Raw genomic sequence first — 15,581 nt, 5'->3', positions numbered from 1 at the left:
CGGTCGCCGTCCCGGGCATGGAGGGCGGGCGGCCTGGCCGGCCCGCCCTCCTCCCGGCCATCCCATGACAGCAGCGAGGCATTCCACCATGACAACACCACTTCGTTCCGCCACGCCAGGCGGGCTTCTGCTCGGCGTACTGGTCCTCTTGGCACCGTCGGCCCGGGCCGAGGAACCGGCATCGCCCGCGCCGGGCATGAGTCGCCAGATCCTGATGATGCAGGCCTTGCCGCCGCTCGGAGCCAGCCCCCAGGCGCGCGTGATCCGCGTGCAGTTTCCCTCCGGCTACAAGACGCCCCTGCATACCCATGAGGGCGCCGGTCCCCGCTATGTTCTCAAGGGCCGGCTGCGCGTCGAGGACCATGGGCAAATCCGCGACTACGGTCCCGGCGATGTCTTCTGGGAGACCGGTTCCGCGATGACGGTCCAGAGCATCGGCGGTTCCGACGCGGAAATGGTGATCTTCGAGATCGCCCCGCTTGCCCAGCCGTCGGCGGGGGGGCACTAACGTGCGGGAAGCGGATCGCGACCGCTGCCTGAGGACCGCCCTGCGCGTCTTCGGCTGGGTCTACCTCGTCGGCGTGCCGGTGCTGATGCTGTGGCTGTGGCCCTCCGGGTGGGGCTGGAATCCGCCGCAACCCAAGTACGAGCACATGATCATGGGCGTCTATTCGACGCTGGGGGTCTTCCTGCTGCGGGCCGCGCGGGACCCGGCCGCCCATGCCAGCCTGATCTGGTTCACCATCGCGTCGAACATCGTGCACGGCGCCATCATGCTCGGCCACGCGCTGGTCGACGAGACCGAGCGCGCCAACCTGGTCGGCGATGTGCCGGCGCTGTTCCTGGTCGCGGGCGTGCTCTGGTATCTGATGCCAGTGCGGCAGGAGGCCGCGCATGGGTAAGCCGCACCCGCGTTCGGCGGTGGTGGTCGGCGTGGGGCCTGTCCACGGGCTGGGCGCCGGGCTGGCCGGCTACTTCGCCCGCCAGGGGCTGACCGTGTTTGCCGTCGGCCGGACGCCGGATCGCCTGCGCGCCACCGTCAGCAGCCTCGATGCGGGGCCGGGGACGATCCTGCCGCTGTTCGGCGACGCCACCTCGGAGACGGACATCCGGTACCTGTTCCAGCAGGTTGCGGAACGCACGGAACCGGAACTGGTGGTCTACAACGTCGATCGCAACGAGCGGGCACCCCTGCTGGATACCGGTCTCGAACTGTTCGAGGACCTGTGGCGACAGAATTGCCTGGGGGGTTTCCTGGTCGCCCGGGAGGCGATACGCCATTTCCTGCCACGGCAGCGTGGCACGCTGATCGTCACCGGCGCCACGGCTTCGCTGCGGGCCCGCCCGCCCTTCACCGCCTTCGCCGCCGCCAAGGCGGGGCTGCGCGCGCTCGCCCAGGGCCTGGCCCGGGAGTACGGGCCACAGGGCATCCATGTCGTGCACGCGGTCATCGACGGGGTCATCGATGGCGACCGGGCCCGCGCGCAGTTTCCCGACTTCGTCGCCGCCAAGGGACCCGAGGGCCTGCTGGACCCGGTCGCCATCGCCGGGACCTACTGGGCCTTGCACCAGCAGCCACGCTCCGCCTGGACGCACGAGCTGGATCTGCGTCCCTGTCTGGAGAGCTTCTGAGGCAGGCCGGCTTGTCACCAGCCACCGGCTCGGGTGGCGTGCGGGCGTGCGGCATCTGCGCCTAGAATGCGGGGCCAGACCCGTCGGCCAGGTCGCCCGCCACCGGGATGGCGATCGGTACGGCAGGCGGGGATTTCGGCGCCTGGCGCCTTCTCCCGTTTTCCGCGAGACCCTTTGCTTGAGCATTTTCCTGGAATTTCTGCTTCTGGCCGGCAGCCTGGGCCTGGCCGGCTTCTACCTGACGCTTTACGGCGATGCCATTGCCGAGAAGACCGGACTCGGCGGTACCTGGGTGGGGCTGGCGATGATGGCCAGCGTGACCTCCCTGCCGGAACTGGTGACCGGCATCAGTGCCGTGCGGCTGGTCGACGCGCCCAATATTGCCCTGGGCGATGCGATCGGCAGCTGCGTCTTCAATCTGCTGCTGATCGTGATGCTGGATTTCCTGCACCGGGAGGCCCCGGTCTATACCCGGCTCAGCCAGGGGCATATCCTGTCGGCCGGTTTCGGCGTCATCCTGCTGGCCCTGGTCGCCTTCAGCATCCTGCTGGGCAAGCGTGCGACCGGCCTGGTCGTCGGCCATGTCGGCGTTACCTCGCTGGCGATCGTGCTGCTCTACCTCATCGCCGTCTACACGGTTTTCCAGTACGAGCGGAAGAACCTCAGGGAGCATGCAGGCGAACTGGCCGAGCGTCATCCGCGGATGAGCCTGCTCCAGGCCGTCTGGCGCTATCTCGCCGCTGCCACCCTGGTGGTGCTCGTCGGCCTGCGGCTGCCGATGACGGCCGAGCACATGGCCACGGCGATGGGCTGGGACCGGACCTTCGTCGGCACCCTGTTCGTGGCGATGGCCACCTCCCTGCCCGAGCTGGCGGTGACGCTGTCGGCCATCCGCATCGGTGCCCTGGACATGGCCATGAGCAATCTGTTCGGCAGCAACCTGTTCGACCTGTTCATCGTCGCCGTGGACGATCTGGCTTATACCAAGGGGCCGTTGCTGGCCGCCGTCTCGCCGCTGCACCTGGTTTCGACCCAGTCGGCGATCATGATGACCGGCGTCGCAGTGGTCGGGCTGCTCTACCGTCCGAAGAGCCGGGTGCTGAGGACGGTCGGCTGGGTCAGCCTGCTGATCCTGTCCCTGTACGTGCTCAACGCGGCGGTGCTCTATCTGAGCCAGGACGGCAGGGCGATCGTGATCGGCGGCTGAGCACCGCCCCGGGCGATCCCGGGAGCTCCGCCGCCGGTTTCAGCCCGCCGCCTGCCGCGCCAGGATCTGCCGCAGGAACAGCCCGGTGTGCGAGCCGGGATCGGCCGCCACGGTTTCCGGGCTGCCTGCGGCGATGATGCGGCCGCCGCCCTCGCCGCCCTCGGGGCCGAGATCGATGATCCAGTCGGCGGTCTTGATCACATCGAGATTGTGCTCGATGACGATCACGGTGTTGCCATGGTCGCGCAGCTGGTGCAGCACGCCCAGGAGCTGGCGGATGTCGTGGAAATGCAGGCCGGTGGTGGGTTCGTCGAGGATGTACAGGGTCTTGCCGGTGTCGCGCTTGGACAGTTCCCGCGCCAGCTTGACCCGCTGGGCCTCGCCGCCGGAGAGCGTCACGGCGTTCTGGCCCAGGGTGATGTAGCCGAGGCCGACATCCATCAGGGTGTCGAGCTTGCGGGCCACCGTCGGGATGGCCGAGAAGAATTCGGCGGCTTCCTCCACCGTCATGCTCAGCACCTCGTGGATGGTCTTGCCCTTGTAGCGGATTTCCAGGGTCTCGCGGTTGTAGCGCCGGCCCTGGCAGATGTCGCAATTGACGAAGATATCGGGCAAGAAGTGCATCTCCACCTTGATGACGCCGTCGCCGGCGCAGGCCTCGCAGCGTCCGCCCTTGACGTTGAAGCTGAAGCGGCCCGGGGTGTAGCCGCGCGAGCGGGCCTCCGGCGTCGCCGCGAACAGCTCGCGGATCGGCGTGAACACCTGGGTGTAGGTGGCGGGGTTGGAGCGGGGCGTGCGGCCGATGGGGCTCTGGTCGATGTCCACCACCTTGTCGAAGTGCTCCAGCCCCTCGATGCCGGCGCAGGGCGCCGGGGCGGCGGTGGCGCCGTTCAGCTCGCGCGCGGCCAGCCGGTGCAGGGTGTCGTTGACCAGGGTGGACTTGCCGGAGCCGGACACCCCGGTCACGCAGGTCAGCAGGCCGACCGGGAAGCGCGCGTCGACGCCCTTGAGGTTGTTGCCGCTGGCGCCCCGCAGCAGCAGCACGCGCTCGGGGTCGAAGGGCCAGCGCTCCTCCGGCACCTCGATGGTCTCCCGTCCCGACAGGTACTGGCCGGTCAGCGAATCCGGATGCGCCATGATCGCCTCGGGCGAGCCTTCCGCCACGATCCGGCCGCCATGGACACCCGCGCCGGGACCGATGTCGACGACATGATCGGCCAGACGGATGGCATCCTCGTCGTGCTCGACCACGATCACCGTGTTGCCGAGATCGCGCAGGTGCAGCAGCGTGTCGAGCAGGCGCTGGTTGTCGCGCTGATGCAGGCCGATGGAGGGCTCGTCGAGCACGTACATCACGCCCACCAGGCCGGCGCCGACCTGACTGGCCAGGCGGATGCGTTGCGCCTCGCCGCCGGACAGCGTGTCGGCGCTGCGATCCAGAGTCAGGTAGTCTAGCCCCACGTTGACCAGGAAGCTCAGGCGCTCGCGGATTTCCTTGACGATCCTCTCCGCCACCTCGCCGCGCTGGCCGGGCAGATCCAGTTGTTCGAAGAAGGCGACCGCGCGGCGGATGGGCAGGGCGGTCAGTTCGGGCAAGGGATGCCCCTCGATGAACACATGGCGGGCGGCGCGGTTGAGGCGCGCGCCCTGGCAGTCGGGGCAGGGCTTGCTGGCCTGGTAGCGGGCCAGCTCCTCGCGCACCGCCGGCGAGTCGGTCTCGCGGTAGCGGCGTTCCAGGTTGGGGATGACGCCCTCGAAGCGGTGCCGCTGGGTGACCGGCGCGCCACGCGCGCTCAGGGTCTCGAAGGCGATGGCCTCGCGGCCGCTGCCATGCAGGATCACCTCCCTGACGGCTTCCGGCAGCTGTTCGAAGGGCTGCTCGGGGTCGAAGCCGTAATGCACGGCCAGCGACAGGATCAGCCGGTAGTAGTGGGCGTTGCGCTGGTCCCAGTTGCGCACCGCGCCGTCGGCCAGGCTCAGGTGGGGGCTGTGGACCACCAGCCGGGGGTCGAAGTACTGCCGCACCCCCAGCCCGTCGCAGGCAGGGCAGGCGCCCTTGGGGTTGTTGAAGGAAAAGATGCGCGGCTCCAGCTCGCTCAGCGCATAGCCGCAGTGCGGACAGGCGTACTGGTCGGAGAGCATCAGGCTGCGGGCCGGATCGTCCATCGAGACCACCAGGGCGATGCCACCCGCCAGCTTCAGCGCGGTCTCGAAGGATTCCGCCAGGCGGATGGCCAGGTCCGGCCGTACCCTGAAGCGGTCGACCACCGCCTCGATGGTGTGCTTCTTGCGCAGCTCCAGCCTGGGCGGATCGTCCAGCTCGCAGACCTCGCCGTCGATGCGGGCGCGGACGAAACCCCGGTTGCGCAGGTCCTCCAGGACCTGCACATGCTCGCCCTTGCGCTCGCTCACCACCGGCGCCAGCAGCATCCAGCGGCTGTCCACCGGCTCGGCCATCACCTGATCGACCATCTGGCTGATGGTCTGCGCGGTCAGCGACACACCGTGTTCGGGGCAGCGCGGGATGCCGACGCGGGCATACAGCAGACGCAGGTAATCGTAGATCTCGGTGATGGTGCCGACCGTCGAGCGCGGGTTGTGCGAAGTCGATTTCTGCTCGATCGAGATGGCTGGCGACAGCCCCTCGATATGGTCGACGTCGGGTTTCTCCATCACCGACAGGAATTGCCGGGCGTAGGCCGACAGGGACTCCACGTAGCGGCGCTGGCCCTCGGCGTAGATGGTGTCGAAGGCCAGCGAGGACTTGCCGGACCCCGACAGGCCGGTGATCACGATCAGGCGGTCGCGCGGCAGGTCGAGATTGATGTTCCGCAGGTTGTGCGTGCGGGCACCGCGGATGCGGATGTAGTCCATGGCGAAAACGATGGCGGGAGGGAGGAGGGAGCCGGTGCAATCCGCTGGCTTGACCCCCGGAATTATACGGCGTAGCGTTTTGACCGATGTGGACCGACCGCGTGTTCGAGGTCCCAACGGCGATTATTCTGACGAGGACACCATGAAGAAACTGCTGATGCTTGCCGCGCTGGTCTCCCTGGCCGGCTGTGCGGCCAATCCCCTGAACAAGGGCGCCGAGCGCGTCGAGATCATGACGGCGCTCAAGGAGGTCAGGAAGTGCACCTATGTGGGCGATGTCATGGGCAGCCAGGGCAACCGTTTCTCCGGGACCTTCACCGCCAACGAAAACCTCATGCTGGGCGCCCGCAATGCCATCAAGAACGATGCCGCGCGCCTGGGCGCCAACGCGGTGCTGATCCAGCAGCAGCAGAACGCCCAGCACGAGCTCGGCGGCGGCACCGTCAATTCCACCCTGATCGGCAAGGCCTACCGCTGCGAGGGGTAGCCGCCGGCCCCGCAAGACCGGCCATCCGTACCCGGCGTGCCGGGGGCTACCTCAAGGCGCCACCCTGTCGGCAACCTTCCCGTCCAGCCGCGAGCCGCGGTCGAGCCGGTAATGGCGGCCGCGCCAGTTGACCTCCCGCCGGGTCCATATCTGGACGTAAACCAGGGGCGCGACCAGCCAGATCAGCAGCGATCCCCAGGCGAATTTCGCCGGCACCCGGGACCCTGCCATGCGGAAATGCAGGTCGTTGATGGTCAGCGAGACGGATAGCGGCAGCGTGGCGGCGAACAGCGCCAGCGGCAGGCTCCCGACCGCGCCGGCCCAGAGGGCGGCGATCAGCCCGCTCCAGAAGGCCATCCCGGTCAGCCAGTGCGGCAGTTTGCAGGTCAGGACCGGCAGGCCGGACATGGAGAAGGCGATCCAGCGCACCAGAACCTGGGTGAACTCGTCCAGCGACAGGTCCTGCTGGATGATGGCCGCCGGCTTTGGCGAGAGCCTGTTGCGGTAGCCTGCCAGGTTCAGGCAGCGTCCCAGGTACATGTCGTCGACCAGCTGGCCCTCCGCGGCTTCCAGCCCGCCGATCGCAGCCAGGGCAGCGCGCCTGAACACCATCATGTGCCCCATGATGAAGGGCAGCGTGCCACCCATCTGGTGCGCGGTTGCCAGCGCGGCAGGCTCGTACAGCCCGTTGATCATCAGGGCGTAGCCCACGTCGCCGAGGGTTCGCGGTGGCGCCATGGAGACCACCGTCGGGAAGGCCGAACCCGTCCGGGCGTCCGCGAGCAGGGTTGCCACCAGTATGCGCAGGTCGTCCCGATCCTGGCGGATGTCGGAATCGACGAAGGCGATCAGCTCGTTGCGGGCCGCCGCGAGGCCGGCAATCATGGCATTGAGCTTGCCCGTGCGGTTGGCGGGCGGCTGACCCGAGAAAATGACACGGCTGTCGACCATGGCGCCGGTCCGGGCCATTTCCGCCATCACCTTTTCCACCAGCGGCAGGGCCGGCTCGCTGCCATCGTCGAAGACGAACAGGATCTCGACCCCGCCGGGGTAGCCGTGGTCGAAGGCGGCGCGCAGGTTTTCTTCCATGCCGCTGTCCATGCCCTTGATCGGGCGGATGATGGTCAGGGAGGGGTAGCCCGTCGGTTCGATCGGGTCGGGGCGGTCGCGAATGGCCCGCCGCTGCCAAAGATAGAACAGCCAGACCCAGCTCAGCAGCCCCAGCAGCGGCAGCATCAGGACCGTTTCATGATTCATGCGTCAACTCCTCATCCCTGTTGAAAAAATGGCGATCGTGTCGATGGTCTGGTGATGGGGCCAGCATGTCGGCGTCGTGGGGGACGCTTGTCCCCGGACCTTCATGATGGCGATTTCCGGAAGATGGCCAGGAACCGGCTGAAAAAGCTGGAGCGATCCAGGTTCCGCTCGCGGGCATCCTTCAGGGCCTGTTTCAGCTCCTGTTTCAGCTGCAAGTCGGAGAGGCGGGCATCGTCGCGGACCGGGGCCTTTTCCGCCTTTTCCAGGTGGATGAGGGCGTTCCTGAAGTCGCCCTGCTCCAGCAGGAAATCCCCGTAGAAGTAGTTGGTGTCTAGGGCGTCGGGAAAGAACCGCAGGGCGGTTTCCAGGTGGCGGCGCGCCAGCTCGTTGTCGCCGAAGGAGATGGGCCAGCCGGGCAGCCGGTAGTAGAGATTGCCGAGGATGACGAAGCCGCTGCCTTCCATGGCCAGGGGATCCAGCTTCAGGGACTTTTCCAGGAGCTCCCGCGCGTCCCGCAACTTGCCCAGGGCGCCGAAGCCCCCATCGGCCGCCGCCAGGGCGCAGAGGATCAAGGTTTCCATGATCAGCGGCTCGGCCGCCTGCGGATAGCGCCGGGCGAGCTCCCGCACCCGCGGCAGCAGGGCTTCGAGCTTGGGTGTCTGCTGGTCGCGCGGCTGCCGGTAGAAGATCTCGGCCCACGCCGTCTTCAGCTCGTCGACGGCCCGTACCGCGGCAGCTTCACCGGTGGCGTCGGCCATCGGCGACAGGGCCAGCAGCCAGGCGAAGGTCACGGCGGCCAGCCATGCGGTGGCTGGCGGCAGGACAGGCAGCAGGGTCTTTCGGATTTCCGTGAAACGGGTTGCCATCTCGGGACGATGCGTCGAGGTCGGGTTGCGCAGGGCTTCGGTTTCGAGGCGATCAGACGCCAGAGGAAGCGCGGGATTATAGGCCTCTCTTCCCGCCGATTTCAGGGGCCGGCGGAAGCTGGCAGAGTGGCGGACCCTTGATTGAGTTCCCTGTCGGCACCACAGTATTTTCCAGCCGCTCTTTCACCTTGCCGAGATCGCCTCATGGCCACCGTGTCGTCCCGCCTGCCTCATCCGCCTCTCGGCCATCGCCCTGCCGCCGTGTCCGGACGCTTTTATCCCGCCAGCCCGGGCGCGCTGCGCGAGCAGGTGCTGGCCTGGCTGACGGCATCCGCCCCGTCGCCCGGCAGCCAGCCGCCGAAGCTGATCGTGGTGCCGCATGCCGGCTATGTCTATTCCGGAGCGATGGCCGCACGGGGCCATGCCTTATTGGCACCGTTCCGCGAGCGCATCCGTCGGGTGGTGCTGCTGGGGCCTGCCCACCGCGTGGTGCTGCCGGGCCTGGCGTTGCCGACGGTCGCGGCATTCGACACCCCCCTGGGTCCGGTCCCGCTGGACCGGGAGGCCATGGCGCGGATCTCGGACCTGCCGGACGTCACCTTCGACGACGGCGCGCATGCCCGCGAGCATGCCCTGGAAGTGCAGCTGCCGTTCCTGCAAACGGCGCTGGATGCCTTCGCGCTGGTGCCCCTGGTCGTCGGCCAGGCCGCCGCCGGCAGCGTGGCCGGCGTGCTGGAGCGGCTCTGGGGTGGCGAGGAGACCGTGATCGTCGTCAGCAGCGATCTCTCCCACTTCCTGAGCGATGCGCAGGCCCGGCATCGCGATGCCGGGACGCTGCGGCGCATCGAGGCCCTGGACGCTACCCTGGCGCCCGACGATGCCTGTGGCGCCCATCCCCTCAATGGTGCGCTGCACGTCGCCGCGCGGCATGGCCTGCGCCCCGCGTTGCTCGGGTATTGCCATTCCGGCGCTGTCACTGGCGACGCGACACGGGTGGTCGGCTATGCGGCGCTGGCCTTCTGGCCGCCGGCCGCCCGGTGGGAGACCGACGCCGACGATGCGCAGCGCCTGGGGCAGGCGCTCCTGAGCCGCGCCCGCAATGCCATCGCGGCGCCTCTGGGCTTACCCTGCCGCGAGGAACCGCCGCATGCGGCGCTGGCGCGGCCGGGCGCCACCTTTGTCACCCTGCACCATCACGGGCGCCTGCGCGGTTGCATCGGCCGGCTGGACGTGGGCGTGGCGCCGCTGGATGTGGACGTGCGCCGCAACGCCCGGCGCGCGGCCTTCGAGGATCCCCGCTTTGCGCCCCTGCGGGTGGACGAGTGGGACGCGCTGGAAATCGAGGTCTCGGTCCTGGAGACGCCGCAGCGATTGTCCGTCGACTCGGAAGCCGAGGCCCTGGCGGCGCTGCGTCCGGGGCGGGATGGCGTGATCTTCCGCTGGGGTCGGCATCGCAGCACCTTCCTGCCGCAGGTCTGGTCGCAACTGCCGGTGGCCGGCGATTTTCTGGCGGCGCTGAAGCGCAAGGCCGGCCTGCCCGCCGATTTCTGGGCCGATGACGTCGAGCTGTCGCGTTATGCGGTCCGGCTGTTCCGCGAAGCGGGGGCGGTGCCGCGATGAACGCCACGACCGGCGACAGCAACGCCCCGCGCCCGGGCGAGGCCCATCCGGCCCGCTGGTGGCACCGGCTGGCGGATGGCCGCGTGCAGTGCGACCTCTGCCCGCGCGAATGCCGTCTGTACGAGGGGCAGCGCGGCCTGTGCTTCGTCCGTGCCCGCCAGGACGATGCCATGGTGCTGACGACCTATGGCCGCAGCTCGGGTTTCTGCATCGATCCGATCGAGAAGAAGCCGCTGAATCATTTTTACCCCGGCACCCCGGTGTTCTCCTTCGGCACCGCCGGCTGCAACCTGGCCTGCAAGTTCTGCCAGAACTGGGACATCTCCAGGAGCCGGGAAATGGACCGCCTGCAGGATGCCGCCAGTCCCGCCCGCATCGCCGAGGTGGCCCGGACGAGCGGTTGCCGGAGTGTCGCCTTTACCTACAACGACCCGGTGATCTTCGCCGAGTACGCCATGGACACCGCCGATGCATGCCATGCGCTGGGGCTGGGAACGGTCGCGGTGACGGCCGGCTACCTCCATGCCGCGCCGCGGCGGGACTTCTTCGCCAGAATGGATGCCGCCAATATCGACCTCAAGGCTTTCTCAGACGATTTCTATGTCCGCCAGACCGGCTCGCATCTGGCGCCTGTCCTGGATACCCTGCGCTACGTTCACCACGAGACGGACTGCTGGCTGGAGATCACCACGCTGCTGATCCCGGGTCTGAACGACGGCGACGCCGAACTGGACGCCATGACCCGCTGGATCGCGGAGCAGCTGGGTAGCGACGTGCCGCTGCACTTCACGGCCTTTCATCCTGCCTACAAGCTGACCGGCACCGGCCGCACGCCGGCGGCAACCCTGCGCCGCGCGCGCCGCATGGCCCGGGCGAACGGCCTGGCGCATGTCTACCTGGGCAACGTGCGCGACCCCGAGAGCGGCACGACCGCCTGCACTGGCTGCGGCGCCGTCCTGATCGAGCGCGACTGGCATGTCGTCACCCGCTACGCGCTGGGGCCCGACGGCGCCTGTGGCGTCTGTGGCACCCGCCTGGCCGGCCGGTTCGCCGCCGAATCCGGTCACTTCGGCCGGCAGCGGATACCGGTGCGGGTCGCGGTCTGAGGACAGCCTCCCGGCTGCCCGCGGCCGGCCGGCACCGGCGCCAGCTGGCGGGCCCTCCGCTGGTGGAGGATGAGGTTTGGGCGACTGCACGCAGGGGCCGTCGCCGGGCGGTTCCCTCAACCCTGAGGGCCGGAGCCGTCGGATTTTCCCGGCCCGGGATGCTCCGGCCAAGGCCTGAACCGGGTGTCGAAGGTCTTGCGCTGCGCTGCCGTCAGGCTGCCGTAGAACGTCCGCGTCGCTGCCAGGCGTGCCTCAAGCTGCCTCAGGCGTGCCTGTTTGAAGGCCAGCTGTTTTTCCAGCCGTTCCACGACCGGCAGGGTCGCCCAGTCGGCCTGGTGCTGATGCCTCAGCCGGCCGTCGTCGCCCTGGAACAGCGCCGCCCAGGCATCCCAGGATGCTTCCTGCCCGGGTTGCAGTTGCAGGGCCGTGCGCAGCTCGGTCAGCTGCTCCCGCCGGCGTTCGGCGCGCGGCATCCGTTGCGGGCAGCGTTCAAGGGTGGCGGGTGCCGAAGCCCCGGTGGCTGGCGAGGTGGGTTCCGCCGCCTGGGCGATGCCGGCGGCGGCGAGGCTTGCCAGGATGGCGAGCGCGCGCGGGACGGGCTTGGCGGTTGTGATCATCGTGGACCTCCATAATGCTGTCGATGACGGGGATGGGGGCGGCGCCTGCCGCCGCCACGCCGACATTGAACACCCGTCCGAACGCGCGGATGTTTCCGGTTTGTATCGCGAGGTGTCGTGCTCCCTGCCGGATACAGGACGATACAAACGCGCCGGGCCGGGCCGATGACAAGGGCTCCGCTACCCGCTAGAAAATTCCCCATGGACGCACAACCGCACCTTCTGGTCGTCGACGACGACCGCGACATCCGGACCCTGGTCCGGGACTACCTGAACCAGAACGGCTACCGGGTCAGCCTGGCCGTCGACGGCCGGCAGATGCACACCGTGCTGGAGCAGAGCCGCATCGACCTGGTCATCCTCGATCTCATGCTGCCGGGCGAGGACGGCCTGAGCCTGTGCCGCAAGCTGCGCGCCCAAGCCAGCCTGCCCGTACTCATGCTGACGGCGAAGAGCGAACCGATCGACCGGATACTGGGGCTGGAACTCGGCGCCGACGACTACCTGACCAAGCCCTTCGAACCCCGCGAACTGCTGGCGCGCATCCGCAACATCCTGCGCCGGGCGCAGTCGCTGCCACCCAACCTGGTGCCGGAGCGGGAGTGCCGTTACCGCTTCGCCGGCTGGCTGCTGGATACCCGTACCCATCAGCTGACATCGCCGCGCGCTGTCACCGTCATTCTGTCCATGTCCGAATTCCGGCTGCTGAAGGTCTTTCTGGCGCACCCCAACCGGGTCCTCAGCCGCGATCAGCTGATGGATCTGGTCAAGGGACGCGAGCAGGATGCCTTCGACCGCTCCATCGACCTGCGCGTGAGCCGCCTGCGCCACAAACTGCAGGACGACGCCAAGGCGCCGCGGCTGATCAAGACCCTGCGCAACGAAGGCTATGTCCTCGCCGCGGCGGTCGAGGCGGAGTACGACTAGATGTCGCGCCTGCCCGCCCTGTCGCTGTCCGCGCGGCTGTTCCTGATCGTCCTCGGCGGTGTTCTGCTGGCGACCCTGCTGAGCAACGTCATTCACTCGTCCGAGCGCTCCCGCTGGATTGCCGAAAACCGCGAGACGGCCGCCGTCGATCATCTCACCGATGCCATCCGCTTGCTGGCGGCGCTGCCGGCGGCGTCGCGCGACCCGGCCATCGGTTCGCTGGCGTCGCTCGATTGGCGTTCCTCCCGTGACGGTTTCGTCCCTGCCGGGGCGGGCATCCCGGCGCCACTCTTTGCCGAGCGGCTGAGTCTGGGGCTGGACAACATGGCGGTGGTGGAGGGGGCCTGGGTCGAGTGGACGGACGCCTGCGGAGAGTCGCCCCGCTGCCCGATGACCTACAGCACCGACCTGCGCTTCGCGGACGGCCAGAAACTGACGCTGGCCTATACCACCCGGCGGCATGCACGGCCCGAACGGCCGATCTGGCAGATACGCACCCGCGACCTCTTCGAGCTCGGCGTCATGGCCGTGGTTGCCTGGATCGTCATCCGGCTGGCCCTGCGGCCGCTGGAGCGCATGACCCGGGCGGTGGAGGACTTCGGGCGGGATATCGCCCATCCGGCGCTGGCGGTGGCGGGCCCGGTCGAGTTGCAGCGCGCCATCCGGGCCTTCAACACCATGCAGGACCGCATACGCGGCTTCATGGCGGAACGCACGCAGATTCTCGCGGCCGTGACGCACGATCTCAAGACGCCGATGACGCGCATGCGCCTGCGGCTGGAAAACTGTGCCGATGCCGGGTTGCGACGGAAGCTGTGCGGCGATCTGGCCGCCATGCAGTCGCTGGTGGATGAGGGGCTGGAGCTGGCGCGGAGCCTGGACAGCGTGGAGCCACTGCAGGCGCTGGATCTCCAGGCCCTGTTGCAGAGCCTCTGCGACGATCTGGCCGAGTCCGGTCTGCCGGTGACCTGGCGGGAACCCGCGGCTTGCTCCGGTCTGCTGGTCATGGCGCGGCCCAATGCCCTGCGCCGGGTGCTGGAGAACATCATCGACAACGCCATCAAGTATGGCCACACGGCGATGGTCTCGGCCGGGCGCCAGGGTGACCGGGCTTGGGTACAAGTCTGCGATCGGGGCCCCGGCATTCCCGAGGACCAGTTCGCGGAAGTGCTCAAGCCTTTTGTCCGGCTGGAGGCGTCGCGGTCGCGGGAAACGGGGGGAACCGGCCTCGGTCTGGCCATCGCGGTCAATCTGCTGCGGGCCCAGCAGGGGGAAATCCATCTCGCCAACCGGCCGGAGGGCGGGCTGGCCGTCAGTGTGGTGCTGCCGTGCCTGGCAGCGACGGCCAGCGCAAGGCCCGCCGCTTGAACTGGCCGGGGCAGCGGGCGTGTTGATCATCATCGACCGGACAGGAGGCTGTCATGAGGTGGATTCTGCTGTGCTGGCTGGCGTGGCTGGTTTCCGGCTGCGCCACTTATCCCGGCTATCCGGCCGGCCGTTACCCCGGGGGCTATCCCGCCTACGGCTGGAGTGGCTGGCCGGCCTATTCCGGCTGGCATGGCGGTCACTTGGCCGAGCGTCGCTTCGCACCCGGTCCCGGGTCCTGGCACGGCGATGGCTTCAGGGCGCCTCATCCCGCTTGGCGGGGCGGCTTCCGGGAGCCCGGCCATGCTGGCGGCGGCTATCACGAGGGCGGTCCGGAGCGCTGGGACCGGGCAGGTGCCCGGGGGCCTGACGGGCGCGGCAGGGACGGCCATCTGGCACCCGGTCCGGGCCGGCGTGGCGCTGCTGCGGCACCGGCACCGGATCGAGGCGATGGGCATGCCGGCCCAGGCCGCCGCGGGGGTGGCGATGCCGGGTCGGCCGGGCCATGGGGTGGGGGCGATTTTGGTAGTCCGGGTCGCCGGGGTGGGGGCGGTGCCATGGCCTCGGCGGGACGCGGCAGAGGCCGGAACTGAGCCATGGGCGAAACCCCATGTCCGGGCCGATCTGGAGCGCCTGGGGTATGACAACGTCCGGGTATGGATCGGAGATGGCTATCGCTACCATCATCCTCGCCTGCGCGCCGGACAGGGGGGCCGGCGCCACTGCTCGGGCAACTCAGGGGCGGCGGGCGCATGATCATCCCGGTGGGCGTGTCCCCGGATCAGGCGCTGTACCTTTTGACCGAGTGGAACGGCAAGTTGGACCGGCAGGCGATGGCGCGGCGGGACAGGTTGGCCGCCGGCCCCTTGGGCTGTTCACGGCCATGGGGCTGGTGGGCGCGGTGTGTTCACGACCCGCGGTCTGCCCCCGCTGCCCTCCAGGATCGGGTTGTGGCGTTCAACCAGGTCCTGATGCTGGGTTTTGCCGTCCTGGCCTGGCCACGCCTGCCGGGGCGGTTCCGGCCCCTGTCCATGCTCCGGAATCCAGCGCGGGTGCATCCCTCACCTCGCGGGTCCGGGGCTCCTGCAAGCGATCAGGGCTGGAGCGCGGCGGTGTCTGTCGGCGGCGAGGTGGCGAAGGCGGGAGGAACCTGCCCCGCGCCCCGCTTCTGGGCACGGCACCGGGGGCCCCAAAACCCCGCCATGACATGGGCGTCTTCGTCGGCGTGGTTTCCTGCGGTTGCCGGGGGACGTTAATCAGGCACGAGCCAGCCGCACAGCCTGTGACGAGAACCCTGACATCAAGGAGATGCGCGGGGTAGGGGAGCTCGAGGAGGTGTTCTAGCCCCAGAATCAAGGCTACGGGTTACCATCGCAATGAGGTCCTTGTTACCTTTGCCCCCTGATGGTCACCTCCCTCCGTATTCGGTCGACATCCTTCACCCGCAAACGTAAACACGCCATCAAGCGCAGGCCAGTGCCGTATAACAATCTGGCCATCAATGCCTGCGCCCCCCCAGGTAAGCCAGCAGCCGCGCCACCTCTTCCGGTGTCAGCACAGTCGGTGACCGTTGCGGCCGCCTGGCCCGTACTACCTCGCCCAGCCAGGGGAGATCGACGCTCA

13 protein-coding genes are annotated in these 15,581 nt (G+C 68.7%); 9 read left to right on the top strand and 4 right to left on the bottom strand.

Annotation, left to right across the window (positions count from 1 at the left end):
- Positions 1–88 precede the first annotated feature (88 nt).
- The 4 genes from ACYQ1H_RS14075 to ACYQ1H_RS14060 all read left to right on the top strand — a co-directional run bounded on the left by ACYQ1H_RS14075 (position 89) and on the right by ACYQ1H_RS14060 (position 2,839).
- Positions 89–508, top strand: coding sequence for a cupin domain-containing protein (locus ACYQ1H_RS14075; RefSeq protein ID WP_460028677.1), 420 nt, complete (start codon positions 89–91; stop codon positions 506–508).
- A gap of 1 nt (position 509) precedes the next feature.
- Complete coding sequence (locus tag ACYQ1H_RS14070) at positions 510–902, top strand: DUF6632 domain-containing protein (protein WP_460028676.1); 393 nt, start codon at positions 510–512, stop codon at positions 900–902.
- Positions 895–1,632 (top strand): SDR family NAD(P)-dependent oxidoreductase, encoded by a 738-nt coding sequence (locus tag ACYQ1H_RS14065; RefSeq protein WP_460028675.1) that lies wholly within the window; start codon positions 895–897, stop codon positions 1,630–1,632. Before ACYQ1H_RS14070 ends, ACYQ1H_RS14065 begins: the two co-directional genes overlap by 8 nt.
- A gap of 178 nt (positions 1,633–1,810) precedes the next feature.
- Positions 1,811–2,839, top strand: coding sequence for a sodium:calcium antiporter (locus ACYQ1H_RS14060; RefSeq protein ID WP_460028674.1), 1,029 nt, complete (start codon positions 1,811–1,813; stop codon positions 2,837–2,839).
- 39 nt (positions 2,840–2,878) lie between these two features.
- On the opposite strand, the gene uvrA is transcribed toward ACYQ1H_RS14060, so the two are convergent.
- Positions 2,879–5,713, bottom strand: coding sequence for an excinuclease ABC subunit UvrA (gene uvrA, locus ACYQ1H_RS14055; protein WP_460028673.1), 2,835 nt, complete (start codon positions 5,711–5,713; stop codon positions 2,879–2,881).
- A 142-nt stretch (positions 5,714–5,855) separates the two neighbouring features.
- Between uvrA and ACYQ1H_RS14050 the strand changes: the two genes are divergently transcribed.
- Positions 5,856–6,200: a DUF4156 domain-containing protein gene (locus tag ACYQ1H_RS14050; RefSeq protein ID WP_460028672.1), complete on the top strand. Its 345-nt coding sequence runs from the start codon at positions 5,856–5,858 to the stop codon at positions 6,198–6,200.
- Between the two features lie 51 nt (positions 6,201–6,251).
- On the opposite strand, the gene ACYQ1H_RS14045 is transcribed toward ACYQ1H_RS14050, so the two are convergent.
- The gene (locus tag ACYQ1H_RS14045; protein WP_460028671.1) at positions 6,252–7,457 is read right to left on the bottom strand and encodes a glycosyltransferase; all 1,206 of its coding nucleotides are present in this window, start codon (positions 7,455–7,457) and stop codon (positions 6,252–6,254) included.
- Positions 7,458–7,558: 101 nt separating this feature from the next.
- Complete coding sequence (locus tag ACYQ1H_RS14040; RefSeq protein WP_460028670.1) at positions 7,559–8,323, bottom strand: tetratricopeptide repeat protein; 765 nt, start codon at positions 8,321–8,323, stop codon at positions 7,559–7,561.
- 204 nt (positions 8,324–8,527) lie between these two features.
- On the opposite strand from ACYQ1H_RS14040, the gene amrB reads away from it, so the two are divergent.
- Together amrB and amrS are read left to right on the top strand one after the other, a co-directional pair.
- Positions 8,528–9,943 (top strand): AmmeMemoRadiSam system protein B, encoded by a 1,416-nt coding sequence (gene amrB, locus ACYQ1H_RS14035; RefSeq protein WP_460028669.1) that lies wholly within the window; start codon positions 8,528–8,530, stop codon positions 9,941–9,943.
- Positions 9,940–11,049: an AmmeMemoRadiSam system radical SAM enzyme gene (gene amrS / locus ACYQ1H_RS14030; protein ID WP_460028668.1), complete on the top strand. Its 1,110-nt coding sequence runs from the start codon at positions 9,940–9,942 to the stop codon at positions 11,047–11,049. The genes amrB and amrS overlap by 4 nt, the downstream gene beginning before the upstream one ends.
- 116 nt (positions 11,050–11,165) lie before the next feature.
- On the opposite strand, the gene ACYQ1H_RS14025 is transcribed toward amrS, so the two are convergent.
- Complete coding sequence (locus ACYQ1H_RS14025; RefSeq protein WP_460028667.1) at positions 11,166–11,666, bottom strand: Spy/CpxP family protein refolding chaperone; 501 nt, start codon at positions 11,664–11,666, stop codon at positions 11,166–11,168.
- Between the two features lie 201 nt (positions 11,667–11,867).
- On the opposite strand from ACYQ1H_RS14025, the gene ACYQ1H_RS14020 reads away from it, so the two are divergent.
- Positions 11,868–12,593, top strand: coding sequence for a response regulator (locus ACYQ1H_RS14020; RefSeq protein ID WP_460028666.1), 726 nt, complete (start codon positions 11,868–11,870; stop codon positions 12,591–12,593).
- Positions 12,594–13,961, top strand: a complete 1,368-nt coding sequence (locus ACYQ1H_RS14015; protein WP_460028665.1) for an ATP-binding protein — start codon at positions 12,594–12,596, stop codon at positions 13,959–13,961. It begins immediately after the preceding gene.
- Positions 13,962–15,581: the final 1,620 nt, after the last annotated feature.

The organism is Methyloparacoccus murrellii (genome assembly GCF_054657115.1).
Note: the sequence above shows the minus strand (reverse complement) of the source record. Positions and strands in the feature narration are given on the sequence as shown.

Coding starts and splice junctions, on each gene's coding strand:
- ACYQ1H_RS14075 (WP_460028677.1), top strand. CDS start 89: ATGACAACACCACTTCGTTCCGCCACGCCAGGCGGGCTTCTGCTCGGC.
- ACYQ1H_RS14065 (WP_460028675.1), top strand. CDS start 895: ATGGGTAAGCCGCACCCGCGTTCGGCGGTGGTGGTCGGCGTGGGGCCT.
- uvrA (WP_460028673.1), bottom strand. CDS start 5,713: ATGGACTACATCCGCATCCGCGGTGCCCGCACGCACAACCTGCGGAAC.
- ACYQ1H_RS14050 (WP_460028672.1), top strand. CDS start 5,856: ATGAAGAAACTGCTGATGCTTGCCGCGCTGGTCTCCCTGGCCGGCTGT.
- ACYQ1H_RS14045 (WP_460028671.1), bottom strand. CDS start 7,457: ATGAATCATGAAACGGTCCTGATGCTGCCGCTGCTGGGGCTGCTGAGC.
- ACYQ1H_RS14040 (WP_460028670.1), bottom strand. CDS start 8,323: ATGGCAACCCGTTTCACGGAAATCCGAAAGACCCTGCTGCCTGTCCTG.
- amrB (WP_460028669.1), top strand. CDS start 8,528: ATGGCCACCGTGTCGTCCCGCCTGCCTCATCCGCCTCTCGGCCATCGC.
- amrS (WP_460028668.1), top strand. CDS start 9,940: ATGAACGCCACGACCGGCGACAGCAACGCCCCGCGCCCGGGCGAGGCC.
- ACYQ1H_RS14025 (WP_460028667.1), bottom strand. CDS start 11,666: ATGATCACAACCGCCAAGCCCGTCCCGCGCGCGCTCGCCATCCTGGCA.
- ACYQ1H_RS14020 (WP_460028666.1), top strand. CDS start 11,868: ATGGACGCACAACCGCACCTTCTGGTCGTCGACGACGACCGCGACATC.
- ACYQ1H_RS14015 (WP_460028665.1), top strand. CDS start 12,594: ATGTCGCGCCTGCCCGCCCTGTCGCTGTCCGCGCGGCTGTTCCTGATC.